Source organism: Luteimonas terrae, from assembly GCF_004358165.1.
Taxonomy (GTDB): Bacteria; Pseudomonadota; Gammaproteobacteria; order Xanthomonadales; family Xanthomonadaceae; genus Luteimonas; species Luteimonas terrae.
The window spans coordinates 20263-45414 of the sequence record NZ_SMTG01000007.1 but is presented as its reverse complement, the minus strand read 5'-3'; the positions used below and the strand labels follow the sequence as shown (position 1 = coordinate 45414).

At 68.8% G+C, this 25152-nt stretch carries 20 protein-coding genes; 10 read left to right on the top strand and 10 right to left on the bottom strand.

What is annotated here, in order from left to right:
- Genes E2F49_RS14720 through E2F49_RS14710 form a run of 3 tightly spaced genes read left to right on the top strand, consistent with a single transcriptional unit; the run spans position 1 to position 2655 of the window.
- Positions 1-735, top strand: coding sequence for an SDR family oxidoreductase (locus E2F49_RS14720; RefSeq protein ID WP_133394591.1), 735 nt, complete (start codon positions 1-3; stop codon positions 733-735).
- On the top strand, positions 735-1199 hold the full coding sequence (locus E2F49_RS14715) for a nuclear transport factor 2 family protein (RefSeq protein WP_133394590.1): 465 nt from the start codon (positions 735-737) through the stop codon (positions 1197-1199). The genes E2F49_RS14720 and E2F49_RS14715 overlap by 1 nt, the downstream gene beginning before the upstream one ends.
- A 52-nt stretch (positions 1200-1251) precedes the next feature.
- The gene (locus E2F49_RS14710; protein WP_133394589.1) at positions 1252-2655 is read left to right on the top strand and encodes a hypothetical protein; all 1404 of its coding nucleotides are present in this window, start codon (positions 1252-1254) and stop codon (positions 2653-2655) included.
- On the opposite strand, the gene E2F49_RS14705 is transcribed toward E2F49_RS14710, so the two are convergent.
- Complete coding sequence (locus E2F49_RS14705) at positions 2656-3042, bottom strand: barstar family protein (protein WP_133394588.1); 387 nt, start codon at positions 3040-3042, stop codon at positions 2656-2658.
- 204 nt (positions 3043-3246) lie between these two features.
- Positions 3247-3798 (bottom strand): YdeI/OmpD-associated family protein, encoded by a 552-nt coding sequence (locus E2F49_RS14700; RefSeq protein WP_133394587.1) that lies wholly within the window; start codon positions 3796-3798, stop codon positions 3247-3249.
- Between the two features lie 81 nt (positions 3799-3879).
- Here E2F49_RS14700 and tam point away from each other — a divergent pair, with 81 nt between their 5' ends.
- The 7 genes from tam (at position 3880) to E2F49_RS14665 (ending at position 12674) form a co-directional block, all read left to right on the top strand.
- The gene (tam, locus tag E2F49_RS14695) at positions 3880-4641 is read left to right on the top strand and encodes a trans-aconitate 2-methyltransferase (RefSeq protein ID WP_133394586.1); all 762 of its coding nucleotides are present in this window, start codon (positions 3880-3882) and stop codon (positions 4639-4641) included.
- A gap of 91 nt (positions 4642-4732) precedes the next feature.
- Positions 4733-5179, top strand: coding sequence for a DUF3597 family protein (locus E2F49_RS14690; RefSeq protein ID WP_133394585.1), 447 nt, complete (start codon positions 4733-4735; stop codon positions 5177-5179).
- A 214-nt stretch (positions 5180-5393) separates the two neighbouring features.
- Positions 5394-6269 (top strand): type II toxin-antitoxin system RelE/ParE family toxin, encoded by an 876-nt coding sequence (locus E2F49_RS14685; protein ID WP_133394584.1) that lies wholly within the window; start codon positions 5394-5396, stop codon positions 6267-6269.
- Positions 6270-6397: 128 nt separating this feature from the next.
- On the top strand, positions 6398-6787 hold the full coding sequence (locus E2F49_RS14680; protein ID WP_133394583.1) for an OsmC family protein: 390 nt from the start codon (positions 6398-6400) through the stop codon (positions 6785-6787).
- 530 nt (positions 6788-7317) lie between these two features.
- Complete coding sequence (locus E2F49_RS14675) at positions 7318-9033, top strand: Tle-like phospholipase domain-containing protein (protein ID WP_165971250.1); 1716 nt, start codon at positions 7318-7320, stop codon at positions 9031-9033.
- Between the two features lie 96 nt (positions 9034-9129).
- Positions 9130-9855, top strand: coding sequence for an ankyrin repeat domain-containing protein (locus tag E2F49_RS14670; protein WP_165971249.1), 726 nt, complete (start codon positions 9130-9132; stop codon positions 9853-9855).
- A 140-nt stretch (positions 9856-9995) separates the two neighbouring features.
- Positions 9996-12674, top strand: coding sequence for an HsdM family class I SAM-dependent methyltransferase (locus E2F49_RS14665; protein WP_165971248.1), 2679 nt, complete (start codon positions 9996-9998; stop codon positions 12672-12674).
- Positions 12675-12719: 45 nt separating this feature from the next.
- Here E2F49_RS14665 and E2F49_RS14660 read toward each other — a convergent pair whose 3' ends face one another.
- The 8 genes from E2F49_RS14660 to recC all read right to left on the bottom strand — a co-directional run bounded on the left by E2F49_RS14660 (position 12720) and on the right by recC (position 25112).
- Positions 12720-13145, bottom strand: a complete 426-nt coding sequence (locus E2F49_RS14660; RefSeq protein WP_133394579.1) for a hypothetical protein — start codon at positions 13143-13145, stop codon at positions 12720-12722.
- A 58-nt stretch (positions 13146-13203) separates the two neighbouring features.
- Positions 13204-13497 (bottom strand): excalibur calcium-binding domain-containing protein, encoded by a 294-nt coding sequence (locus tag E2F49_RS14655; protein WP_133394578.1) that lies wholly within the window; start codon positions 13495-13497, stop codon positions 13204-13206.
- Between the two features lie 55 nt (positions 13498-13552).
- The gene (locus E2F49_RS14650; RefSeq protein ID WP_133394577.1) at positions 13553-14389 is read right to left on the bottom strand and encodes a restriction endonuclease; all 837 of its coding nucleotides are present in this window, start codon (positions 14387-14389) and stop codon (positions 13553-13555) included.
- Positions 14390-14591: 202 nt separating this feature from the next.
- A complete protein-coding gene (locus tag E2F49_RS14645; RefSeq protein ID WP_133394576.1) occupies positions 14592-14915 on the bottom strand; it encodes a hypothetical protein in 324 nt (107 codons plus the stop codon).
- Positions 14916-14988: 73 nt separating this feature from the next.
- The gene (locus tag E2F49_RS14640; protein ID WP_133394575.1) at positions 14989-15708 is read right to left on the bottom strand and encodes a DUF4329 domain-containing protein; all 720 of its coding nucleotides are present in this window, start codon (positions 15706-15708) and stop codon (positions 14989-14991) included.
- Positions 15709-15872: 164 nt separating this feature from the next.
- Positions 15873-17819 carry an exodeoxyribonuclease V subunit alpha gene (gene recD, locus E2F49_RS14635; RefSeq protein ID WP_133394574.1) on the bottom strand — a complete coding sequence of 649 codons (1947 nt, stop codon included), beginning with the start codon at positions 17817-17819 and terminating at the stop codon, positions 15873-15875.
- 289 nt (positions 17820-18108) lie between these two features.
- Positions 18109-21723 carry a UvrD-helicase domain-containing protein gene (locus E2F49_RS14630; protein ID WP_133394573.1) on the bottom strand — a complete coding sequence of 1205 codons (3615 nt, stop codon included), beginning with the start codon at positions 21721-21723 and terminating at the stop codon, positions 18109-18111.
- On the bottom strand, positions 21720-25112 hold the full coding sequence (gene recC / locus E2F49_RS14625) for an exodeoxyribonuclease V subunit gamma (RefSeq protein ID WP_133394572.1): 3393 nt from the start codon (positions 25110-25112) through the stop codon (positions 21720-21722). Before recC ends, E2F49_RS14630 begins: the two co-directional genes overlap by 4 nt.
- Positions 25113-25152 lie beyond the last annotated feature (40 nt).

The window sequence follows — 25152 nt, the reverse complement described above, 5'->3', positions numbered from 1 at the left end:
ATGCAGACCCTCGACGACCGCATCGTCCTGATCACCGGTGCCAGCAGCGGCATCGGTGCCGCCACCGCCCGTACGCTTGCCGCTAAGGGCGCGACCGTCGTGCTCGGCGCCCGTCGTGTCGACCGCCTCGACGCCCTCGTCGGCGAGATCACCGCCGCCGGCGGCCGCGCCGAGGCGCGTGCGCTGGATGTCGTGTCCGCCGAAAACACCCAGGCTTTCGTCGACCACGCCATCGCGACGCACGGTCGCATCGACGCCATCGTCAACAACGCCGGCGTCATGCCGCTCTCGCCGCTCGCGGCGCTGAAGCTCGACGAATGGAACCGCATGATCGACGTCAACATCCGCGGCGTGCTGCACGGCATCGCCGCCGTGCTGCCGGTGATGCAGCGCCAGGGCTCCGGGCACGTGATCAACGTCGCCTCGATCGGCGCGCACCGCGTGTTCCCGACCTCGGCCGTCTACTGCGCCACCAAGTACGCCGTGTGGGCGCTCTCGGAAGGCCTGCGCCAGGAACACGACGACCTGCGCGTGACCGTCGTCAGCCCCGGCACCACGGCGTCCGAACTCGCCGACACCATCACCCACGAAGCCTCGGCCGCGGGCATGCGTGACTTCCGCAGCGTCACCATCGCGCCCGAGGCCATCGCCCGCGCGATCGCCTTCGCGATGGAGCAGCCGGCCGACGTCGACGTCAGCGAGCTGATCGTCCGTCCCGTGGCGAGCCCCTACTGATGCGCGCCGACATCCGCCGGCTTGCGCCGGTCGCGCTGGCGATGGGGCTGTGCCTGCCTGCTGCGGCGTTCGCCCACGATGCGAAGACCGTCGTCGAGAACGCGTTCGAAGCCTGGCGCGACGGGCGTGGCGCGGTGTTCGACCTGCTCGCCGACGACGTGGTCTGGACGGTGGCAGGCGACAGCCCCGTCTCGGGCGTCTACCGCTCGCGCCAGGCCTTTCTCGACGACGCCGTCGCGCCGATCACCGCTCGTCTGGCGACGCCGATCGTCCCGACCGTCGAGCGCATCGTCGCCGAGGGCAATCACGTCGTCGTGCTGTGGGAAGGCCGCGCCACCACGCATGCCGGCGGCACCTACCGCAACCACTACGCCTGGCATCTGCAGCTGCAGGACGGACGCATCGTCCGCGCGACTGCCTTCCTCGACACCTGGGCGCTCGCGCGGCTGCTCGAAGACGGCTGAAAACGCCACGCGGAGGCCGCTACACTCGGACTCCGGATCTGGGGAGACCGACATGCAGCACAGCGAGACCGACGCCGCGTCGCGGCCCGTCGATGGCACGGCGGTGCCGGTGACGCCGACGGGCCGCATCAGCTTCGAGCGCCTGCGCGAGCGCAGCGACGAACTCGAACTGCTGGTCTCGGGCCTGCTGGTCTTCGGTCTGTTCACCGTGCCGGGCCGCCTCTTCGACGCCTGGGTGGCCAACACGCTCCACGCCGAAGGCATGGCCGAGTACGCGGTGTGGTTCGGCTTCGCCATCGGCACGGGCGTCAGTTACGCGCTGGCGACCGCCTTCCTGGTGCACATCGCGATCCGCGGGTACTGGATCGGCCTGATCGGTCTGAAGGCGACCTTCCCCGGCGGCGTGCAGTGGACGCGGCTGACCTCGATGGGCCCGGTCTCGCGTGAGCATCTGCGTGCGCGCACGGGCGACATCGGCGAGGCGATCGAGCGCGCCGACCGCCTCGCCTCGATCCTGTTCGCGATGAGCATCCTGATGGCGCTGACCATGGCCGGCATCGGCGTGTTCGCGATCGTGCTGATCGTGCTTTCCAGCCTCGTCGGCGCCGTGTTCGGCATGGCCGACCGCATCGCGCTGATCGCGGGCGGCGCGCTGTATGCCGCGTTCATCGCCGGCGCCGTGGCGATGGCGGTGTGCGAGAAGATCATCGCCCGCCGCGAGGCCATCGGCCGTTCCAGCGAAGGCCCGCGTCGCGTCCTGCAGCAGTTGCTGCGCATCTACGCGGTGCTGGTCCCGCAGCGGCTGATCGGGCCGATGCAGCTCACGCTGCAGAGCAATCTCAACGGCCGCCTGTTCCTGGTGGTCTATGGGCTGGTGATCGTCGGCGCGATGGTGATCGGCGGCCTGCAGGTGGTGAACTCGAGCCGGTTCTCGCTGTTGCCCGGCTACGACGTGGTCACCAGCGAAGCCGTCGACCACGGCATGCTCGGCGCCCACTACGAAAGCATGCGCGACGAACACGACGCGCTGCTGCGCTACCCGATGATTCCGTCCGACCGCATCGCCGAAACACATCTGCGACTGTTCATTCCGCACCAGCCGCAGCGCGACAACCCGCTGGCGCGCCGCCTGTGCCCGGAGCTCGCGGCGGGGCGCAACACCGCCGAGGGCGATGCCGCCAGCCGCCTCGCGGTCGACTGTCTGGCGCGCCTGTGGACGGTGTCGATCGACGGTACGCAGATCCCGCTCGACGGCTTCGTGCCGATGGAGCGGCGCGACCTCGGCATGCGCGGTCTGGTGGGCTACATCCCGCTCGACGGCCGCCAGCCGGGGCGCCACAACCTCGCGCTGGTGTGGAACGCCGAAGGCGAGTCCAAAGGCAAGCTGCGTCGCCGCGAGTACCGCATCCCGTTCTGGTTCACGCCGCAGATCGCCGAGCGCGTGCAGCGCGACTGATCAGCGCGGCTGCAGCGCGATGTTCGGGTGCGCGGTGATGATCTCCAGCACGATGTCGAAGTACGTCGGCCCGGTACCGGCGTCGAGCGCATCGAGTTCGCGCTGCATGCGCGCGCTGTCGTAGCGACCGCTGTCGCGCTTGGAATGCAGCCAGGCGCGCGTCGTGCCGGCGCCCAGCGCCTCGCGACCGCGTTCGAACGCGGTCCACACCAGCGTCACCGGCGCGTCGCCGTCGAGCGCGCCGTAACCGCCGTAGAGCAGATCGTCGAATGCATCGAGGCTGTGCCCGAGTTGCCAGTCCTCGTCCGCCATGAAGACGCGATTGACTTCGTCGTAGAACGAGGCGATGTCGTGGATGCGGGTGCCTTCGAGGGTGAGGATGGTCATGGGGTTGGAACGTGTTCGTGGGATGGGTGGGGAAAAAAACGTGCATCACGCGAAATTCAAAATGGATCCCAGCTTTCGCTGGGATGACGGCTAGGGATGCTGGGACTAACCCGTAACGTCGTCCCAGCGGAAGCTGGGACCCATTTTCGCGATGCAGACGAAAGCTCGCGCGAACTCCGCGCATGAAGAATGCAAGGAAGAACGTCAGTCCTCAGCCGCCTCCGGCGCGCCCATGTCCCCCTTGCTGTACATCCCCGACCGGTCGAAACAGCACGCGCGCCGTTTGCCCGATCCCAGCATGTCGCACGCCGTCGCCAACCGCTTCACGCGCGTCTCGGCCTTCCTGCCCGAGGTGATCCAGTGGATCCAGTCGCGCCGCTGCATCGGCGTCAGCGTCGTCCACTGCGCCTTGGCGGCGGGAGACGCGCCCAGCGCCTTGCGCACATCGGCCGGCACGGTCGGTTCCGGTTCTTCGGCGACGGGTGTCAGCACCAGCTCGACCGTATCGCCGGCCGCCACGCCCGCAGCCTCGCGCAGGGCCTTGTCGACCTTGAACCAGTGACTGCCGTGTCCGTCGGGTGCCAGCGTCGCCCGGAAGGCCCGACCGGCGAAGCTGCCCTCGACCGTCGTCATGCTGCGCGAGGGCAGCTGCGCGCTCGCGGTCTGCGGCAGCACCACGAAGCACCAGGTCGCGCGCGCCGGCGTGGCGGGGCGCAGCAGTGTCGTCGTGCAGCGGAGTGTGGCGGCGCGGGGCATGCGCCGATCCTACGCGCCTGGCGTGCAGGCGGCGCTACACCGCGTCGCGTACGATCGCACCGGTTCCGTCGGGAGAGGCACATGGGCTGGTCGGCCACGCAGTACAGCCGCTTCGAGGACGAGCGCACGCGTCCCGCACGCGATCTGGTCGCGGCGATTCCGCGCGATACCGCACGCCTCGCCGTGGATCTGGGCTGCGGCCCCGGCAACTCGACGCAGGTGCTGGCCGCGCGCTATCCGGATGCGGAGATCCTCGGCATCGACAGCAGCGCCGACATGATCCGCGCCGCGCGCGAGCGCTTGCCGCAACACGCGTTCGCGGTCGACGACATCGGCACCTGGCGCGCCTCGCAGCCGGTCGACGTGATCGTCGCCAATGCCTCGCTGCAGTGGCTGCCCGATCACGCGCAGCTGTATCCGCATCTGCTGTCGCAACTGGATGCGGGCGGGTGCCTGGCCGTGCAGACGCCCGACAACCTCGACCAGCCGCCGCATCGTGTCGCGCGCGCACTGGCTGCCTCGGAACGCTGGGCGTCCACGATCGGACACGTGCGGCATCCCGATCGCCACGATGCCGCCTGGTACCACGCCCTGCTCAAACCGCTGTGCCACCGCGTCGACGTCTGGCGCACGACCTACTTCCATCCGCTGCAGGACCACGACGCCGTCGTCGAATGGTTCAAGGGCTCGGCACTCGGACCGTATCTGGCGCCGCTGGGCGAGGCAGCGCGTCCGGAGTTCCTCGCCGCCTATCGCGAGGGGATCGCCCGCGAGATGCCGGCGCAGGACGACGGTAGCGTGCTGCTGCCGTTCCCGCGGCTGTTCGTCGTGGCGCAGGTGTAGCGGCGCAGGTCATACCCGGTCCACGAATCTTTCATTCGCGCTTTGCGGATGCCCCCACACACTCGCCGCTCCCTTCTTCCGGAGCGTACGCATGGGCCTGTTCTCCAAGATTTCCGACCGCATCTTCGGCCGCAAGCCTTCGGCCGCGTCGACCCCCGCACCGGCGGCGGCCAAGCCGGCCGCGGTGATCTTCACCGGCAGCGAGCACGACCCCAAGGTTTCGCCGCCCGCCCGCAATCCCGCACCGGCCGCCACGCCCGCACCGGCGCCTGCCGCCGAGCCGGTCGATGTCGACGCGGTGCTGACCGGCATCGCGGCAGAGAAGGGCGGCGCCAGCGACTGGCGTCATTCGATCGTCGACCTGCTGAAACTGCTGGACCTCGATTCCAACCTCGACGCGCGCAAGGAACTGGCGGCCGAACTCGGCGTCAATGCCGGTCCGCACGGCAGCGCCGAGCAGAACATCGCCCTGCACAAGGCGGTGATGCGCAAGCTTGCCGAGAACGGCGGCAAGGTGCCGGACGATCTGAAGGACTGAGGCATCGGTGCATGCGGGCGTCGCCGCGTTCGAAGGCACGCCCGCATGCGTCACATGGACCCGGCGCGCCACGCGCACCGGCGCGCGTCGCCGCCACGTGACCGCAGGGCATTGAAGTGCGTGTTCATGCCGTCGGTCGCGTTACGATGCGGCTCCCACGTCGCACCCCCGAATTCCGCATGACGGCCCGCAGTTCCGACGCATCGCCGGTGGCATGAGCAAGGCGACGCGTCGCGCGGACGGCCGGGCAGAACCCCGGATCGAGCGCCTGCAGCCCTGGATCGCCGCGCTGTTCAGCGCGGTGCTGCACGTGCTGTTCGCCTACCTGCTGCTGACGTCGCAGCCGATGGTCATCACGCCGCCACAGGGATCGTCGTCGGGCAGTCCGATGGCCGTGCAGTACGTCGGCATCACGCCGCCGCAGCCGGTGACCTCGCCCATCCCCAGTCCGCCGCCGCAGACCACGCCGGCCCGCGCCGCGCCCGCGCCTTCGCGCGTGCAGACCACGCGGGTCGAGGAAGCGGCCGACCCGGTGCCGCCCGACGAGACCGTGCCGGCCGAAGCGCTGACCGAGATCCGGCCGCCACGTCCCGCGCCGCAGGCCACGCCCACGCCCACGCCGCCGCAGCCGGTGCAATCGCAGGCCGCCGCCAGTCCGAACGAAGACCGTCGTCGCGACCGTGTCTATGGCCAGCCGCCGGGCATGCTGCCCGAAAGCACCGCGCCCATCGCCACCGGCACCGATCGCAGCCCGCGCGTCGGCCGTGGCCGTGGTCGCGATTCGGTGTCCGACCAGCCCAGCATGGAGGCCGGCGGCTATCAGGTCGTCTACGACACCACCAGCGAACAGCGCCTGCGCCAGTGGCGCGACGAGGGCATCACCGAACTCTTCATCCCGCTGCCCGGCACCCGCGACTACATGGTCTGCCCGCTGGAAACGGCGATCCGCCGCGAGTCCAGCGACTGCCGCATGCTGGCGCCGGAGGATCCGGAAATGGCGAAGATCGGCGACGCGCGCGAGGTCATCGGCTTCCACCGCGTCTACCGCCGCGGCGAAGTCGTCTGGCGCGGACCCGGTCCGTATCGCTGAGTCGCGCTGCGGGTTCTGTGGGAGCGGCCTTGACCGCGAATTCATGACTGCTGCAGAAGCACTCGTCCGTTAGCACACGGGGCGTGCCACGTCGGAAGATGGGACCTCCTTCCGCCGGCAGACCCCCCATGGCCCAGGTCCACATCGTCTCCGAAGGCGTCGACCACGCCCACCGCATCACCAGCGGCCGCCACACGCTCAGCGCAGACGAGCCCGCGACGCTCGGCGGCCAGGACGCGGGCATGGCGCCGTTCGATCTCTACCTCGCATCGCTCGCCGCCTGCACCGCGATCACCCTGCGCATGTACGCCGCGAAGAAAGGCTGGGACCTCGGCCAGTTCAGCGCCGATCTCGCCTCCAGCCGCGATGCCGACGGCCGCCTGCAGGTGCACCGCACGCTGCACGCCACCGGCCCGCTCGACGATGCGCAGTGGGCGCGCCTGCTCGACGTCGTCGAACGCACACCGGTGACGCTGGTGATGCGCGAGGGCGCGACGATCACCAGCGCGCGGGGCTGAGGCCCCTCGAACGGCTCGACGCTCGCGCAGAACTGCTCCTTCCCCCGCACGCGGGGGAAGGCTGGGATGGGGGCAAGCCCGGCAGCGGTGACTCTGACCGCATGCGCGATCCATCCATGACGCGCTTCTGACGGTTCGCCCCCACCCAACCCTCCCCCGCGAGCGGGGGAGGGCTCTTCAGCAACGCCTGTTTGACCCGCCCCTTCCCCCGCACGCGGGGGGTGAGACCGGCTCGCTTGCGCGGCACCGCCGCGCGAGCCGATCGAACGCCCGGCGTGCTGCGCCGGGCCGGACAGGCTGGGATGGGGGCAAACGGCCAGATCGCGGTGAACTGATCTCGTGCCCGATCCATCTGCAAGGCGCACTTGGCGGATTGCCCCCACCCAACCCTCCCCCGCACGCGGGGGAGGGCTCTAGACCCCGGGGTCCCTTCAGACCGCCGACTCACACCCACTTACTAGGGTCGCCCCGAGTACCCGCCCCATTCCCCCGCATTTACTGTCACGCCTGACTCCCTGCGGATGGACCCCATGGCGCCCGCCATTGCCCTCGCCGACGCCGGCCGCGTCTACAACCTCCCCTCGCAGGCCGTCGCGCCGCCTCCGCCGCCCGTCGCCCACGACTACCGCGCGGGCGACCACGACCTGAGTGCCAGCATCCAGGGCACCACGCCGGATGCGCGCGACCAGCTGTTCGCGATGATGGCCAATGGCGCCTACGCGCCCGACAGCCCGGCCTACCAGCAGGCGCTCGCCGATGCCGGCTGGACCGCGCTCACGCCGCATCCCGACGGCGTCAGCCTCACCGACACGCACGGCAACCGCATTCCCATCGACCCGGCGTTGCTCAGCGACGATCGCTCGGGCTTCAGCGCCGAGATCTACCAGCACGAGGACGGCGGCTACGTGGTCGCCTATCGCGGCTCGGAGGTTGGCACCCAGCAGAACCAGATCATGGACTGGGTCAACAACGGCCAGCAGGGCGTGGGCCTGGACTCGGCGCAGTACAGCAGCGCCATCGAACTGGCCAAGCGCGCCGAGCATGTCTTCGGCGACGGCAACGTCGCGCTGACCGGCCATTCACTCGGCGGCGGCCTGGCCAGCGCGGCCTCGCTGGCCACCGGTGCCTCGGCCGTCACCTTCAACAGCTCGGGTCTGAGCAACGAGACGCTCGAAAGCTTGGGCTTCAGCCCTAACGCCGTGCGCGACAGCGTCGCCGACAGCGGCCAGGTGCGCCGCTACGCCGTCAACGGCGACCAGCTCACCGGCGCGCAGGAAGATGTCCCGCTGCTGCCCATCATCGGTTCGCCGCCCGAAGCCGTCGGCCATGCGCTGCGCATCGATCCGCCGCCGGGCACCGGCTTCGGCGATCTGCACGGCGGTGGCGGCCCCGATGCGGTGTACGTCGAGGCCTTCAACCACGCATCGCTCACCGATCCCGCGCTCGGCCCCAGCCGCGGCGACACGCTCGGCGGTTTCGTCGACAACGGCATCGGCACGCTCGGCGACTCCGTCGCCTCCGGCCTTGACACCGCGGGCGACGTGCTGCGCAACGGGCCGGGCGCGACGCCGCAGAGCTGGATCGTCGGCAGCCTGCTCAACGGCGCCAGCACCGTGGTCGATCACGGCAGCGAGGTGCTCGGCACGGTGGCCGGCGCCACGACATCGGTCGCCACCGACACCGCGATCGCCGGCCTCGAGGCCGTGGGCGACCTGCAGTTCAACACCCTGTCCTCGGGCATCCGCGAGATCGTGGACCTGGGTGGCGACCTGGGCGACACGTTCTCCGAACTGCGCACCGGCGCCAGCGAGTTCGTCGAGGACATCGGCCAGGGCCGTGGCGTGGCCGCGACCTACGGCCTGCTGGGTGACGTCGCCGATGCCGGCCTCGGCACCGTCGGCGATCTCGTCGATGGCGGCGTGCGCCTGGTCGGCGACACCGTGCAGAACACCACCAGCGCCGCCGGCGGCTTCGTCCGCGACCTCGGCCGCATCAGCGGTCTCGAAACTCCGGCCGATGCCGTGGCCGGCTTCGTCGAGGGCACCGGCAACGTGGTCAGCGACGTGGCCGACGGCCTCGGCAATGTGGTCGACGTGGCCACCGACAAGCTCGGTGACGGCGTCGAGGCCGTGGCCGACTTCGCCGGCGACGTGGCCCAGGGCGCCAGCGACTTCGCGGGCAATGTCGCCAGCAACGTGGCCGACGGCGCCGGCAAGGTCGTCGACTTCTTCAATCCGTTCAACTGAGTCCATGCGGCACGCATCGGCGCGCGCTGATCGCCCCAGCGACACCACCGCGCCCGACGCGCGCACGTTGACGCGCGCTGCGGCATGCTGCGCGCCATGACCCGTCGCCCATTTCCGCATGCGCTGCTCGCCGCCTTGATGCTGGCGGCATCCGGCTGCTCGCAAGGACACGATTCGATGACCACCGACGCGCGTGCGTTCGACAACCCCGCCCAGGCCCAGTTCGTCGCCGCCGTGCGCAAGGGCGACGCCACGCTCGCCCGCGAACTGCTGGCGTCCGGCGCGAATGCCAACGCCACCGACGAGGCCGGCACGCCCGCCCTCAACTGGCTGATCCGCGAGAACGACCGCGACGGCGTGCGTCTGCTGCTCGACCTCGGCGCCGACCCCACGCGCGGCGACGCCAAGGGCCGCACCGCCCTGCACGAAGCCGCGCTGGCCAAGAACGACAACTGGATCGAACTGCTGCTCGAACACGGCGTGGCCGTCGACGTGCCCAACACCCGCAACGGCCAGACCGCGCTCTACGAGGCGCTGCGCTCGCGCGAGCAGAAGAACATCGACCGCCTGCTCGCCGCCGGCGCAAAACTCGACGTCCGCGACCGCAGCGGCACCACCCCGCTGCACCAGGCCGCGCTGGTCAACGACATCCCGTCCGTGAAGCGCTTCATGGAAGCCGGCGCCGACCCGCGCGCCACCGACGACACCGGCGCCACCGTCGAGAGCTATCTCTACGACGGCGACCCCTCGGTGCTGGCTGCGCCGGTGCGGCGGGATTACGAGTGGATCCGGGAGCGGATTGGTGGGGCGACTACGCACTGAGGCTCTCTCCGGCCCGTTAGACGAGCCAGCGGTTTGAACCCAAAACCGTTCGATGCACTTCTATCCATGGCAACGTTATCGATGCTCGTCATGGAGCGATGCTGTTAGGGAAGTGCATGCCGTTACGATATCGTTGCGGCATGGCTAACGAAGAACTAGTACAACGCGGCTACCTCACCTCCGGCACCCTGCGTGGAACCAAATTCGGTGAGTTTGAAGAGCTGAACATCGGTGCCACGTCCATCGCGGACCTGCGAACCGCCGGCTTGGACTGTACGCCTGCGACTACCGTCCCCTTTCCGTTCAAGAGCTACAAGGTCCCCAAGCAGCTTCGCCAGGCGAAGCCCGACCGCGTGTTCGCAGACCGCCGACAAGGCACGCTCGTTCCGGTCGCTGTCGCCGAGCATAAGCGAGACAAAAAGTACAAGACTGACAAGGAATTATCGGTGGCGGCCGAACAGAGCCTGTGCCACGCCGCCGTATTAGGAACCCGCGTTGCCGCTATCACGAATGGTGATAGTTATAGCTACATCGATGTCGCGAGCTCACTGAACAGCGGGTCGCTTGTCTTCTTTGACGAGCATCGTTCTCTCAATCCTGCGGTGCTTGAAGACCTACTCAGTGGAAGTGCCGCCGTTGCGAAGAATCCGCAGCAGCTCGCTCAAACCGTGTGGCAGATCATCTGGCACGCGACAAAGGAGGAGCCGAAGCAGTGCTTGATGACATTTGTAGAGCTCTTTGTCCTCAAATTTCTCTCCGACAACCTACCGCCCTCCGCACTCCCTAAGGCGCTTTCATTTTACGAACTGGCTCAGGACCCAGCGGTGTTCGCCGCTCAGCACGGTAAAACAGCGATCTCGTACTACGTCAGCAGTATCCGACCGCACATCAAAACACTGTTCCCAGACAACACAGTCAGTGGTGACGCCGCTGTCGCGCGGCTCTTCGGTTTGAAGACTGTGGTGTCTAAGACATCCGTTATTAACGGGTTCGCGTTTTTGCGCTCTTCAACAGAGCCGCTGGACTCTTTTAATCGGACATTTCTAGAGATATTGGAGGTCTTTCAGCGGTTCGGATCGCTTCGTCAGATTGATCCGGAATTCAAACTCCGGCTGTATGAGACGTTCCTGAAGAACACACCTCGCCAGCAGAAGCTTGGACAGTTCTTTACGCCTCGCAATGTTGTGCGCCAGATGATTCGGATGGCGCAGCTTAACAAGCTGGCAGATAACTCGGTCGTACTCGATCCCGCTGCAGGCGTCGGCGGTTTCGTGCTGGAACCGCTCTTGATCGAAGAAGCGCTGCCACAGAACGTGCGTATTGTCTCAGGAAAGCCCAAGAGGCGAGTTCGGACAGTAGGCGTTGATGTGGATAGCAACACGCATATCCTCGCTAAGGCCAATATGCTGATCCACTTAGCAGATCTTCTGCGTGATCCGGCAACCACGTTGCCCGCGCTGAATGAAGCGATGGCTGACACCTTTGTGCTGATGAACAGCAACGAGACGCTCGGTGGACTTGAGAATCCGCCCCGCGATGCTATCGACGTGATCCTGACGAATCCTCCGTATGTGACGCAAGGCAGCGCCATCTACCGAAAGGAGTTGGCCGCCTTGATCGGTACTCGGAACAGCATCATTCCCAAGGACTACTACGAAGGGTGGGGGCTCGGTGTCGAGGCGCTTTTCATGCGCTATATCAGCGGCGCACTGAAGCCGGGTGGGCGAGCGTTCGTCATAGTTCCATTGGGAATGCTCAACCGAACTGAGCCAAAGCCGAAGATTAGCCTGCTGAAGGAATGCAATATCTTGGCGTCAATAGAGCTGCCAAGAAACACATTCTTCAATACCTCCCAGCCGACCAGCATCCTAGTTCTTGAGCGACGTCACACCGAAGTTGACCCGCGCCCGAGCGTCCTGTGCGGCTATGTTCGCTCAATCGGCGAGTCACTCGATATGTACCGCATTCCCACGCCAGACGCGAATGACTTGGCAGCAGTTGCTGATGCTTTTATTCAGCGGGACGCCGACGATGCATTCGTGCCGACGTCACCAGTCGTAAAGATCGTTCCTGCTTCCGACTTTTCAGAGCTTGACCGGTGGGACGTCGCCCGCTTCTGGTCGGAGGAAGAGCTAGTGTCGCTCGGCGTCAAGCCAGCGGCGATCGGCCGGGGAGAGTTCATCGAAACTGCTATGGACAGCATCGCGGAACTTTTGGAAGAGTTGAAGGCGTCCAAGGAAGAGATCGCCGAACTCACTTCAGGTCCATCGGTATCGGTTTCGTTGTCGAACTCAACCTACTTTACCGTTCGATCAGGAACGCGAATCCGTAATGAAGACATCCGTTCGAATCCGGGAGATGTTCCTGTCTACTCCTGCTTCAAAGAGAAAGCGGCGTCAAAAGGCTCGATATCCGAGGAGTACCTGAAGCAGGCAGCCATTCTGCTGGAGTCTGAAGAACGCGAGATCGTTACCGTTATTGCAAATGGCGCTAAGGCCGTCGGTAAAGTTTTTGTACGTCGCGAGGTCTGCGTTCTCACCGATGATGTTATTGCCGTTGATATCCTCAGCGATGACATTGATGCCGAGTACTTGGCGACTGAGCTTCGTAGGGCAATCGCGTCAGGCGGCTTCTTGTATGAGGCGAAGCTGTTCAAAGGCAGGGTCGAGCAACTCACTGCTGAAATCCCCAAAAAACCTGATGGATCATTTGATCTCGAAGCCCAACGGAACATTGCCGCTGCCACGCGTCGCTTTGATCTAATTAGAGACAAGCTTCATGAGATGGGTGATTGGAGTGCTTCTGCTCGGATTGCGTAGGAACACTCGAGGCTAGCGGTTTCAGGGTAGCTTTACCTAGTGATGTCAGCGCCGCCCGCCGCTCCCCCGATACGCCGCAATCGTCTGCTCCACCGTCGGATTCGACATCCCCAGCCCATTGACGAACACCGCCGGCGCGCCGCGCTTGAACACGGCGACGGTGCGGTCGATGCGTTCGATCTGCTCGGCGGTCGGATTGGCGATATCGAAGTCGAAGCCGCTGTCGCGCTTGATCGGAATGCCGGCGCGGGTGAGTTCGCGGACCAGGGCTTCGGTGCGCTGCGCCTGCTCGGACGGGCAGTTGGGCGGTGCGAGCACCAGCACGGTGTTGCGGGCCACGCCGCCGGGCATTTCCACGGCGACGAAGCCGGCGGTGTCGAACGCCGCCGTGCCGGGCGGGCTTCGGTCCTGCCACCACTGGTACGCGCCGTACAGGCCGCACGCGAACAGCAGGATCATCAGAATGCGCATTGCATCGTCCTTGTGCGTGGCGCCGCGGGCGCCGGGTCGGGATCACTCCGCATGTCGCTCAGCCGCACCACTGCGATTCGCAGGGCACGCCGTCGTGGTCGCCGTCCATCTTGGTATTCGGGCAGTTGCGGATGAAAAACGTGGCTTCCTCGCAGGAGCGCATCTGCGAGCAGTGCTGGCGGCCGTCGCATTGGAAGCTCTGCGCGGGCTTCGGCAGCACCCTGTTCGCCGCGGGCGTCGGTGAAGCAATTGGAGCGAGCGGTTCGGTGAGCGTCGGGTCGGGCGCAAAGAAGTGGCGCCAGCCGGCCCAGGCCGCAGCGGCGATCAGCAGCCAGATGATCAGTGTGCGCATGGCAGTGCAGTCGTCGAATCGGTAGCAGGGCGGAATGCGGCCGGAGGCGCGTTGTTCATCGGGTGCCCCGGCACGCGGGGAACCGGGCGCAGCCCTGGAAGGTGTCGCGGGTGCGGCGGTTTACGCGCTGGACCATCGCGCCACCGCAGGTCGGACATCCCGGGTCCGTCGCGGGCAATGATGTGGCCGGCACGGCGAAGGCGGGTTCAACGCGGGGCGTTTGCGGCGCTGGGCTTGAAGGCGTGGACGCGGCGGGCACGGCCTGCACGCTGCGGATCATCGCCAGCAGGGTCGGGCCGTCGATCAGCGTGATCGGCTTGCCGGCCGCGAAGCGCGCGGCATCGGGTGTGTATCCGCCCGCCGTCGCGATCTGCACCGCGTGCGCGCCGTGATGGGCCAGCAGGCCGTACATCTCGCGCACCACGTTCACCGGCACCTGCCGACGGCGCCAGTGCTTGCATTGCACCAGCGTGCGCCGGCCGTCCTTGCGCAGGATCAGATCGATGCCGCCGTCGGCGCCGCCGAGCCCGGTTTCCTCGACGCTGTAGCCCTGACGCCGGAACGCTTCACCGACGAGGCGTTCGAAATCGCGCCAGCCGATCGCGGCGATGCTGTCGAGTCCGGTCTGCGCGTCGAGCAGGCGACGGCGCTTGCGCGCATTGGCGAAGGCGACCAGCGCGCACAGCGTGCAGGCGGCGAGAAACATCCAGGCGAGCGGCGCGAACACGTCGCTATGCGATGCGAAGGCCTGACCGAACGGCCCACCCTGTCGCGCGAAGAACGCCGGAATGCCGTGCCGGATGCCGGCATAGCCGAGAACGCCGACCACCAGCGCGACCGGCCACGGCAGCTTGATCAAGTCGTCGAAGAACCCACGACGTCCGCGTCCCATGCGAATCCCCCTTCCCCTGTCGCCGACGATAGCCCGGATGCCGCGGGTGGGGAAAGCGGTCGACGCGCAGGTGTCGCGCGTGGCTGGCGCGCTTCCGCGCGGCCACATCGATCCAGGCAGGCCGGCGCGGCTCCCGAACGCACGACGCCGCCCGGGGGCGGCGTCGTGGTGATGCGATGCAGGCAAAAGCCTGCGCGGGGCCTCAGCGCGCGAACGCGATCCGGTCGAGGCTGTTGTCGGCCGCCTTGATCCACACGTTCAGTTCGCGGCCGTGCGCGGTGCGACCGCCGAGCGTGGGCGCGGCGCCCTCGGCCTGGCGCGGCTCGAAGACCACCTGGTAGCTGCCGTCCTCGACCGGATGCACGTGGATCTGGAAGTTCGCCAGATCGGCATCGGGCTGCTTGTCGCGGAACACGGGCACGGCCGCGGCCAGAGCGGCGGCGCGGGCACCGTCGAGCACGACGGCGCTCGGCGCGTCGGCCGCGGCGGCGGCCTGGGTCAGGGAAGCGAAGGCGAGGGTGCTCATGAGCAGGATCCTGTTGAAGACCATGGGGGACCTCCGGCGATCGGGTGCAGCCCGGTCGGGCCGCGCGGCGCCATCAGTTGATGACGGTGTCCTGGCGCGTCGCCGAATCATACTTGCGGAAGTCTCCGCTCGGTGTCGACACGTAGATCACCGAACCCCAGTAGCCGCCATCGGCCACGCGCTTGTCCTGGGCGGAGAACTGGTCGCTGTTGAACTCGTCGCCGGCCTTGTCGGTGCGGGTGCCGTCGGCCTTGGAGTAGTCGGCGTGGCCGTGATAGCAGCCCACCAGCTCCATGCCGTCGGGCTGCGTGACCTGGCTGGGGTCGAAGCCGTCCAGCGTGCCGCCCATCGGCGTGGTCACGTAGTACTGACCGGTCGCGTTGTCGCGCATCACCAGGCCGCCGTTCTCGAGATTGGCCTGGATCGACAGCGGGTTGGAGTACTCCATCATCGCGATCGCGGCGGCATCGCCCGATGCGAACGGGCCCAGCGTGGTCCCCGGCGGCACCAGCGGTGCGACCTCGGCCACGTTGACCGGCACAGTGCGGTCGTCGGCGATGACCTGCGCGGCGCGCTCGGTTAGGGCTTCATCGGTGTAGCAGACCTTGTCGGCGGTCTCGATGCCGGCGACGAGGTCGTAGGCGTGATTGCGCTGGGCCTGGGTGGCATCGGGCGAAACGAGCGTGTCGACGACCTGCTCGTAGCGGGGGTTGTCGCGCGCCGGCGTCAGCTGGGCGGCGGCGATATCGCGAACGGCGGCGGCAGCAGCGCCAATGACGGAATCGAGGCTCATGGGGATGTGCACCGGGTATTGGACACATGCAGGCTCGCTAACCCGCGTGCGCGTGACAATCTGGGGCGGACCCTAAGTCCGTGCGCACTGTTCAGCAAAAGTACGGCGATGGTGCGCCGTCGATGGTCGAGTGGCGCACATCGAATGTGTGCGCCGGCCCGCGGTCAGCCTGGTGGTGCGCCGAACAGTTGTCCCTGTGCGGGTGAGACCGGTGCGGCGGCCGGCTGCGGGGGCGCGGCCTCGGCGCCGGCACGCAGGCGCCACGCGAGACCCGACATCCGCACCGCATGACGTGCGAGCGCGCCGCGCAGCACGTCGGCGTTGCCGGCGACGTGCAGGCGCGTGCGGGCGCGCGTGATCGCGGTGTAGACCAGTTCGCGCGACAGCACACGGCTGTCGATGCGCGGCAGCTGCAACCAGACCTCGTCGAACTCGCTGCCCTGCGCCTTGTGCACGGTCATCGCGAACGCGCTTTCGTGCGCGGGCAGGGCGGCGGGATGGAACGCGCGGACATCGTCGGCGCCGTCGCCGGGGAACCAGGCCATCAGCGTGCCGTCGGCATCGCGAAGACAGATGCCGATGTCGCCGTTGAACAGGCGGTGCCGATAGCTGTTCTCGGTGACCTGCAGCAGGCGGCCGTGGAAGTACGCCGGCGTGGGCCCGGTGCGCCGGCCCGACAGCAGTTCCTCGATGCGTGCATTGAGCCCGCGCGCGCCCTGCGGGCCTTCGCGCACGGCGGTGAGCAGACGCAGGCGTTGCGCGCGCGCGAGTGCGGTCGCTGGGTCGGGCGCGTCGGCGAGGCTGCGCCAGTGCGCGAGCAGCGCATCGCGCCGCACTTCGAAGGGATCGAGCACGCCTTCGTGGAACATGACGCCGCGCAGGTCGCCGCCGCGCAGCAGCGCGAGTGTGGTCTCGGCATCGCCGGTGCGTGCGGCCGTGGCGAGCGGGGCGAGGTCGAAATCCGCGTCCTGGCGATAGCCGCGCAGCAGCTGTACGCGATGGCCGCGCAGGCCGCGCGTGTCGGCATCGACGGGCACGTCGTCGCCGAGCAGCGGTTGCAGGGCGCGCGCGTCGTCCTCGCGCACCGCATCGCCGGGACCGGCGGCATCAAGGATCGCGGCCAGCACGTCGCCGGCTTCGACCGACGGCAGCTGGTCGGCATCGCCGAGCAGGATCAGCTGGGTGCCATCGGCGACGGCGTCGACCAGCTTGCACATCAGCGGCAGGTCGACCATCGAGGCTTCGTCGACCACCAGCACGTCGAGCGGCAACGGGTTGTCGGCGTGGTGACGGAAATGCGGACTGTCGGGAATCGTGCCGAGCAGGCGGTGCAGGGTGCTGGCGGTGTCGGGCAGGGCATCGACCAGCGCGGCGTCCACGCCGGCGGCGACGATTGCATCGGCGGCGCGGCGCAGGCTCTCGGCCATGCGCTCGGCAGCGCGGCCGGTGGGCGCGGCGAGTGCGATGCGCGGCAAGGGCCGGCCGGCCTGCAGCGCCTGCGCGATGCGCAGCACCAGCAGGCGGGTGATGGTGGTGGTCTTGCCGGTGCCTGGTCCGCCGGTCACCAGCAGCAGCGCACGACGCAGCGCGAGCGCGGCGGCACGCGCCTGACGGTCGTCGGCGGCGTCGGGGAACAGCGTGGCGAAGACCTCGCGTACCGCGTCGATGCCATCGCCCGGCAGCGACTGCGCGGCGATGCGGCGCAGGCCGCGCGCGAGCCGCGCTTCGTACTCGCGGTAGCGGCGCAGGTAGAGCAGGCCGGATCCGGCGCCGGTCTGTTCAAACACCAGCGGTGCGTTTTCGGCGGATTCGGCGAGCGGGTCTTCGGGGTGTGCGATCCACGCGGAGTCGCGGAGTTGCTGCGACCAGGTGGCGGCGTCGGGCCAGGACAGGGGTGGCGCCGGGTTCGATGTGGGTGTCGCGTCGATCAGCAACTGCGGACGCGCGGGATCGAAACCTGCATGGCCGTTAGCAACGGCAAGCGAGGCGAGGGCGGCGGCGGCGAGGACGCTGTCCGGTGTGGCCGGGTCGAGACGGCGCAGCGACTGGGCGAGGGCGTCGTCGAGGGTGCGCAGGTGCTTGCCGCGGTTGAGGGCAGTGAGGAGGGTCATGGGGTGTGCGCCGGAAATTCATCGGCGCCAAGCGCCGCGCTTCGCGCGATATGGCGTTGTGGGCCTGAGGATTGACCGTCGCGCATGACCTGCGCCTTCCCCCGCGTGCGGGGGAAGGTTGGGATGGGGGCGAACGGTCCGGTTGCGGAAAAAAAGAGCTCGCGCTTGACCGTTCGGTGCGTGATGGATTTCTCAGCAGGCCGACGGTTTGCCCCCACCCAACCCTCCCCCGCAGGCGGGGGAGGGCTTTGATGCTGCGCGTGCGCGAAGTACACGGAAGACCGCGCGCTCATGCCGACACTCCCGTCACGTCACCCGCGAACAGCGCATCCAGCGCCTCGATCAACGCCGGCGCATAGCGCTGTGCGAAGACGCCGGGCGAATCGTCGCGCCCCGCGTCCAGCCCGCGACAGAACAGGTAGCGGATGCCGCCGAAGTCGCGCGCGTAGTCGTAGGCGTCGCCCAGGCGGAAGCGCAGCCAGCGGTGCAGGGCCAGCGTGTAGATCAGCGCCTGCAGGTCGTACTCGCTGTGCGCCATCGCGCGCTGCAGCGAGGCGGCGTCGTAGCCGGTCAGGCGGTTGGACTTGTAGTCGAGCACGTACCAGCGGCCGTCATGGGTGTAGGTCAGATCGATCAGGCCGGTCATCAGGCCTTCCAGCGTGCGGCGCAGACCGAAGCCGTGGCGGCCCTGCACCACGCCGTGCGCATGTAGCAGCGCGATCAATGCATCCACGGCCGTCGGCTGCAGCGCGAACTGGAACTCGATCTCGGCGCGGCGCATGTCCGCGGGCACGTCGCACAGTCGCACGCCCTCGGGCAGACGCACGGTCAGCGTCTGTCCGATCAGGGCGGTCAGCACGTCGACACCGGCCTCGATGTCCTCGGCCGCGTAACCGCCACCGCGCAGGGCGGTCTCGATCGTGGCGCGCTCGTCAGCCGGTGGGGCATCGCCGGGCTGCCAGCCTTGCCACGCGGCGAAGTCGCCTTCTTCCAGCGCCTCGTGCAGCACCACGCCGAAGCGGTTGCCGGCGAAGCGCGCGTCGTAGGCGTCGACGGGCTGCGGCGCTTCGGTGCCGGTGTCGCCTTCGGGTTCGTCGTTGCCGCCGGCCGCGGCGACGGTCGCCTGCGTCGACAGGTCTTCGCCACCGCCGTCGGCATTGGCCAGCTGGGTGAAGCTGTAGACCCACCAGTCGGGCGCGATGTGGCGTTCGATACGGCGCGCGGCGGGCGTGTCGCCTTCGCGGGCCGGCGGCAGCCACGGCAGTGCGCCGGGTTCGCGTGTGTCGCGGACGATGCCGGCGGTGTCGGGCAGGTCGCGCAGCATTGCGGCGAGCGGTGTCCTGTGCGCGTTGTAGAAATCACCGGTCGCGATCCACAACGCGTGTTCGGCGCGGGTCAGGCCGACGTAGAGCAGGCGCGCGTCCTCGGCGCGGTCGGCCTGCAGCTTGGTCTCGCTCGCGGCGCCCCAGCCGGAGGTTTCCGTCTGCAGCTTCCAGTGCAGGGCGCGGCGGCCCTCGGCATCGGCGACCACGCAGGCGGGGTCGGGCTTGCGCTCCATGCCGCCGATGCCCACGAACGGCAGGAACACCAGCGGGTATTCCAGACCCTTGCTCTTGTGCAGCGTGACGATCTGCACGCGGCGCGCGTCCGATTCCAGACGCAGCAGCTGGGTTTCGTCGTCGGCGTCGGCCTGGGCGATCTGCTGGCCCAGCCAGTCGACCAGGCCGTGCAGGCCCAGCGCACGCGCGTCGGCCTGCTGCAGCAGTTCGCCGAGCTGCAGGTAGTTGGTGACGCGGCGCTCGCCGTCGAGCAGACCGAGCAGACGCTCGGCGTTGTCGGCGCACAGGTCGGAGACCAGCGCCAGCGGACCGCCGCGCTGCCAGCGTTCGCGCCAGGCCAGCGCCCGGGCCTGCCACGCGCGATGGGTGTCGCCGTCCTCGTCGAGTGCGGCGATGCCGGCCGCCTCGACACCCAGCAGCACCGTCGACAACGCCGCGCGCAGGCGGCTGTCGTCGGCGGTGTGCAGCAGGGCCAGCAGCAGGGTCAGCAGCTCGTGCGCTTCGGGTGTTTCGAACAGGCTCTGCTTGCCGGCCGCGACCGCTGGAATGCCGACCGCCGCCAGCGCCTGCTGGATGCGCGTGGCCTCGCCGTGCTTGCGCACCAGCACGGCGATGTCGCCGGGCTGCACCGGTGTGCCGTCGAGCGTGGCCGTGCCCTTGCGGGCGTCGGTCAGTACGGCGTGGATCGCGGCGACGCAGGCCTCGGTCGCCAGTTCCCGCGCGCGCTGCGCGCTGTGCGGCTTGCGCTTGCCGGCATCGTCCGGCGGCGGTGCCGGCGCCTGCCACAGCGTGATTGCGGGCGCATCGGCGCCGCCCCGCTGGTAATCGGCGTCGGCGCGCTTGGTGCCCGGCAGCACGCGATGGAAGCGGATGTTCTGATCCAGGAATGCGGCGTCGCCGGCCTGCGTGTACAGCGCGTCGATCGCCGACAGCACCGACGGGCGCGAGCGGAAGTTGCGGTCCAGCGGTGGCGCAGCGGCGGCGTCGCGCGCGGCGAGCAGATAGGTCTGCACGTCGCCGCCGCGGAAGCCGTAGATCGCCTGCTTGGGATCGCCGATCAGAAACAGCGCCGGTGCGAGCCCGGCCGCACGCGTGGCGTCGGAATCGCCGAACACGGTGCGGAAGATGTCCCACTGGCGCGTGTCGGTGTCCTGGAACTCGTCGACCAGCGCGATGGCGTACTGCGCACGCAAGCGCTGCACGAGTGTATCCGCGTGCGCACCGTGCAGGGCATCGGCGACGCCGTCGATCAGATCGTCGTAGGTCTGCACGCGCAACTGCTGCTTGCGTTGGGCGAGGCGTGTGCGGGCGTCGTCGCGGAGGCGGTGGAGCAGGCGGACGCGGGCGCGTTCCTGCGCAGCGGTGTACGCGGTGACGGCGTCGAGATACGGCGGGATCAGTGCGCAGATCGGCGAGCCGGGGGTCTTGCCGACCTGTTTGACGGCGGTCTTGGCCTGCAGCGCCTCTCCCGTGAGCTTGGACAGGTTCGCGCTCAACGGCGCCGCCCATTGCGCGCGCTGGCACCACTGGCGCAGTTCGTCCCAGAGTGCGTCGATCCACGTCGCCTTGTAGCTGACGTTGTTGAGCACCTTGCTTTCGACCGCCGCCAGCAGGTCGGCATGGAAGACATCGCCGTGGGCGCGGAAGCCGTCTGCCAAGGCCTGCGCGGCGGATTGCAACGCGGCTTCGGTGCGCTCGATGGTGTCGGTGCCGGAAGGAAGCGGCGGCAGCAGCGTCGGCTCGCGGATCAGCGCGCCGAGATCGCGTGCCATGTCGTCGGGTCCGCCCTTCCACAAGCCCGCCAGCAGCAGGGCATCGTCGCCATCGGCGGCCGTGCTGCGCCACAGGTCGGCGGCGAGTTCCTCGCGCAGTGCGCGGTCGCTGGCCAGCAGTTCCGGCGGGGCGAAGGTCTGGCCGCTCTCGAGCGCGTGCTCGCGCAGCACGCGGGCGCAGAAACCGTGGATGGTGAAGATCGCGGCGAGGTCGATCTCGTCGGCGGCCTGCTGCAGACGGCGCTGCAGTTGCGCCGGTGTTTCGTCACCGGCCGCCAGATGCGCGGCGATGATGGCGCGGCTCAGCTGCGCTTCCGGCGCGGCATCAGCCTCGTCCGGCGCGTCGACCAGACCTGCGGCCAGCACCAGACGTTCGCGGATGCGCTTGCGCAGTTCCTGCGTCGCCGCTTCGGTAAAGGTCACCGCAAGAATCTGGCCGATGCGCAGGCCACGCTCGACGACCAGCCGCGTGACCAGCGTCGCCAGGGTGAAGGTCTTGCCGGTGCCGGCGCTGGCTTCGATCAGCCGCGTGCCGTCGAGAGGCAGCGAGAGGAAGGGATCGACCGCGCTCATGCCTCGGCCTCCGCGTCGGCGTCCACGTCGAAGTTGCGGTCGTCCTCGAAACCCATGTGCACGCGGCCGCTTTCGACCGCACCGAACACGGTGAACGCGATGTCGGCGAACTGCCGGAACAGCGCCGGGTCGGCGAAGGGATCGCGGCCGCGCAACGCGAGCCGGTAGGCATCGCCACTGCCTTCGCCCCATTGGCGATCGCCGCCGCGCCATTTCGCGGTCGCCGCTTTGGTGGCCTTGCCGACATTCGGCTCGCTGAAGTATTCCCAGCCGCTGTAGGGCCCGAACGGCAACGGCGCCTGCAGCCCATCACGGCGCAGGGCGAGCAATGCACGCAGGGCATCGCGCGCTGCAGCGGGTGACAGCGGCGGACGCACGAACGGCCCGATGCCGCGGTCTTTGGTCTCGTGGAATTGCACCAGCGGCAGATCGAGACCCGCGGCGCTGGCGAGCAACCAGTCGAGGCCCTGGCGGATCACCGCCGGACCGTTCAGTGCACCCAGGCGCACATGCGCGATGCCGTGCGGATATGCGGCGTCGATGCGTCCGTGCACGCGCACGCCATCCAGATCGATGTCGATGTGTCGCGTCTCGCGCGCGGCATCGCCTCGCCACGCGGTAAACGCATCCGCATACGGACGCAGCGACTCGACCAGAGCGTCGAGCTGGCGCCGACCCAGCGGGCCGGACGGCAGCAGGGCACGTGCCCGCAGGTGCGGGTACAGATCGGCGGTGTCGCCTGCGACCAGTGCGTCGAACACCTGTGCATGCAGCGCCGCCTTCTCCAGTCCACCGCCGGGCATCAGCAGCGGTTCGACGTCGTGACCGATCTCCGCTTCGTCGGCCAGTCGCAGGTCCAGGCGCTGGCGCAGGAACTGCGCGGCGGGTGCGGTGAGGAATCGGCGCAAGGCGTCGGCCGACACTTCGGTGTCATCCAACGCGCGCAGTGGCAGTGCGGCGCCGAACCACGGCGCCAATGCGGCACGGTCGCCGCCGAGGCGGCCAGCCGCCGGCTGCCAGTGCGCCCGGTAGCTGAAACGTCGCGGATCGCCCTCGGCGCCGAATGCGGCCGGCGCGAATGGCTGCAATGCGTGGCGCACGGTCAGTGCCTTGGCCGCGGCGGCAGGATCGGCGTGGTATTCGGCGGCGGCCGCGATGAGCTCGGTCACCAGTACCGAGGGTTCGCGCACGCTGCCGTCGCGCGCATCGGCGCCGAGGTAGCTGACGTAGAACACGTCCTGCGCCGAGGCGAACAGCTGCAGGAACAGAAATCGGTCGTCTTCGCGCGTCGAGCGGTCGCCATAGCGGCGCTTGCCGGTGCCGAGTTCAGCGGTGAGCTGGTTGAGCCCGGCGGCGGGGTCGCGACGCGGGAAGTCGCCATCGTTCATGCCCAGCAGGCAGATCACGCGGAACGGCAGCAGGCGCATCGGCACCATGCGGCCGACGCTCAGGCCACCGGTCAGCAGGGGCGCGCGCGTGTCTGCCTCGGCGAGCTGCTGTGCGAAGTGCGTGCGCACGACTTCGGCGGGCACGCTGCCGTCGAAGCCGGCGCGCTTCGCATGTCGGGCGAAATCGTCGATCAGCGTGTGCAGGCGATCGAGCGCGCGCTGGGTCTTCTGCGACGACGGGGCCTCGGGCAACAAAGCCTTCAACAGGCCGAGCAGGCGTTCGCGCCAAGCGTCGGGCGTCAGCGCCTCGTCGAGCGTGCGCTGGCTCTTCGACAGTTCGCGCAGCAGGCGCAGCAGCGCGTCGAGTGCATCGAGCGCGCCGCCTTCGAGTTCGGGCCACGGCGCGACGCCACCGATGTCGGCGTCGCTGCCACTGGCGTGTCCGAGCAGCAGCCGGTCGAGCGCGAATTCCCAGGTGTAGGCGTCGTCACCCGGCGCGCCGTGGCGCGCGCGATGCGCGGCATCGAGCCCCCAGCGCGCGCCGGCGGCCTGCAGCCAGCCGTGCAGGCGCTCGAACGCGGCGGCGTCGAGTCCGGCGGCTTCGGCCAGCGGCGGACTCGCCAGCAGGTCGAGCATCTCGTTGAGGCCGAAGCGCGAGACCGGCAGGCCCAGCAGGCGCACGAAGACTTCGGCCAGCGGTTCGCCGGCCAGCGGGCTGGTGTCGGCCAGCGCATAGGGAATGCGCGTGCCGGGCGCGTCGCCGCCGCCGAACACCGCGTCCAGATACGGAATGTAGGGATCGATGTCCGGCGCCAGCACCGCGATCTCGCGCGGCTGCAGCGGCGGATCGAAGCGCGGATCTTCCAGCAGGCCACGCAGCTGGTCGTGCAGCACCTGCAGTTCGCGCAGGCGTGTGTGGCAGGCGTGGACCTGCAAGCTCGGATCGGTGCGCGACAGCTCGGCCAGCGGCGCAGGCACGGCAGGGCGCGCACGTTGGAACAGATCGCTCTGCAGGCGTCGCAGCAGCGTGTCGCCGAGGCCGCCTTCGGCGAGCGTGCGCTGACCGGATGCGAGTGGATCGACGTAGACGTCGATCTCGGCGCTCGGGTGCACGACCTCGTAGCTGCCGAGCATCGCCATGAAATCGCGACCCGCCGCGCCCCAGGCCTGCAGCAGGCGGTTCTCGCCGCCGGTGCCGTCGAACACGTGGTCGTCGACGGTGTCGTCGGCACGTGCGCGGCGTCGCGGGCCCAGCGTCTGCAGATCGCCCCAGTAGCCCTGCGCCGGCGTGGGCAGATAGAAATGCAGCGTGCCCACGCGCGCCTGCGTGGCCAGCACGCGCAGCACGTCGGGCGAGACGTTGAGCGTGGCGAACGCGAACAGGCGCTTCGGCAGACCCTGCGGCAGCGCGCCCGTTTCGAAACGATCGAGATAGGCCTGGATGCGCCGCGCGCGATAAACGCTGCCGGTCGCGACCGCGCGCCACAGCACCGCCTGCGGATCCTGCGGATCGGCGCCACCTTCCCAGCGCAGCAGCCAGTCGCGGCGCCAGGCCTGGTACTTCTCGAATACCGCGGCGAGTTCGCCGGCCAGCGCCCAGGGCTTGAGCGCATCGTCGCCGCGCAGATACGTCGCCAGTTGCGCGAGGGCAGGGTGGGCGAGCGTCTGCGGATCGGTCAGCGCGTCGTACAGGCGCCAGCGCAGGCTGTCGGCATCGAGCTCGTCCTGCGGCTGCATCGGCCGGTCGCCGGGATTGGCCTTGAGCGCACGCGCGACGAACTCGCCGGGCGTGAGGAATTCGAGATTCGCCGCGACGCCGTGTTCGGCGGCCAGCGTGGCCTGCAGCCAGCGGCGCATCGCGACCTGCGGAATCAGCACAGTCTCCGGCACCAGGATCGACTGCCCCGGCACGGGCTGCCGCAGCTCGTGCGCCAGCAGGCCGGCGAGCAGTTCCAGCGCGTTGGACGGATAGATGCGGAAGTCGGGCGCGGCTGCAGGCATCGGGCCATGATGCCGGAGCACGCTCTCGCAGCGTGAGACC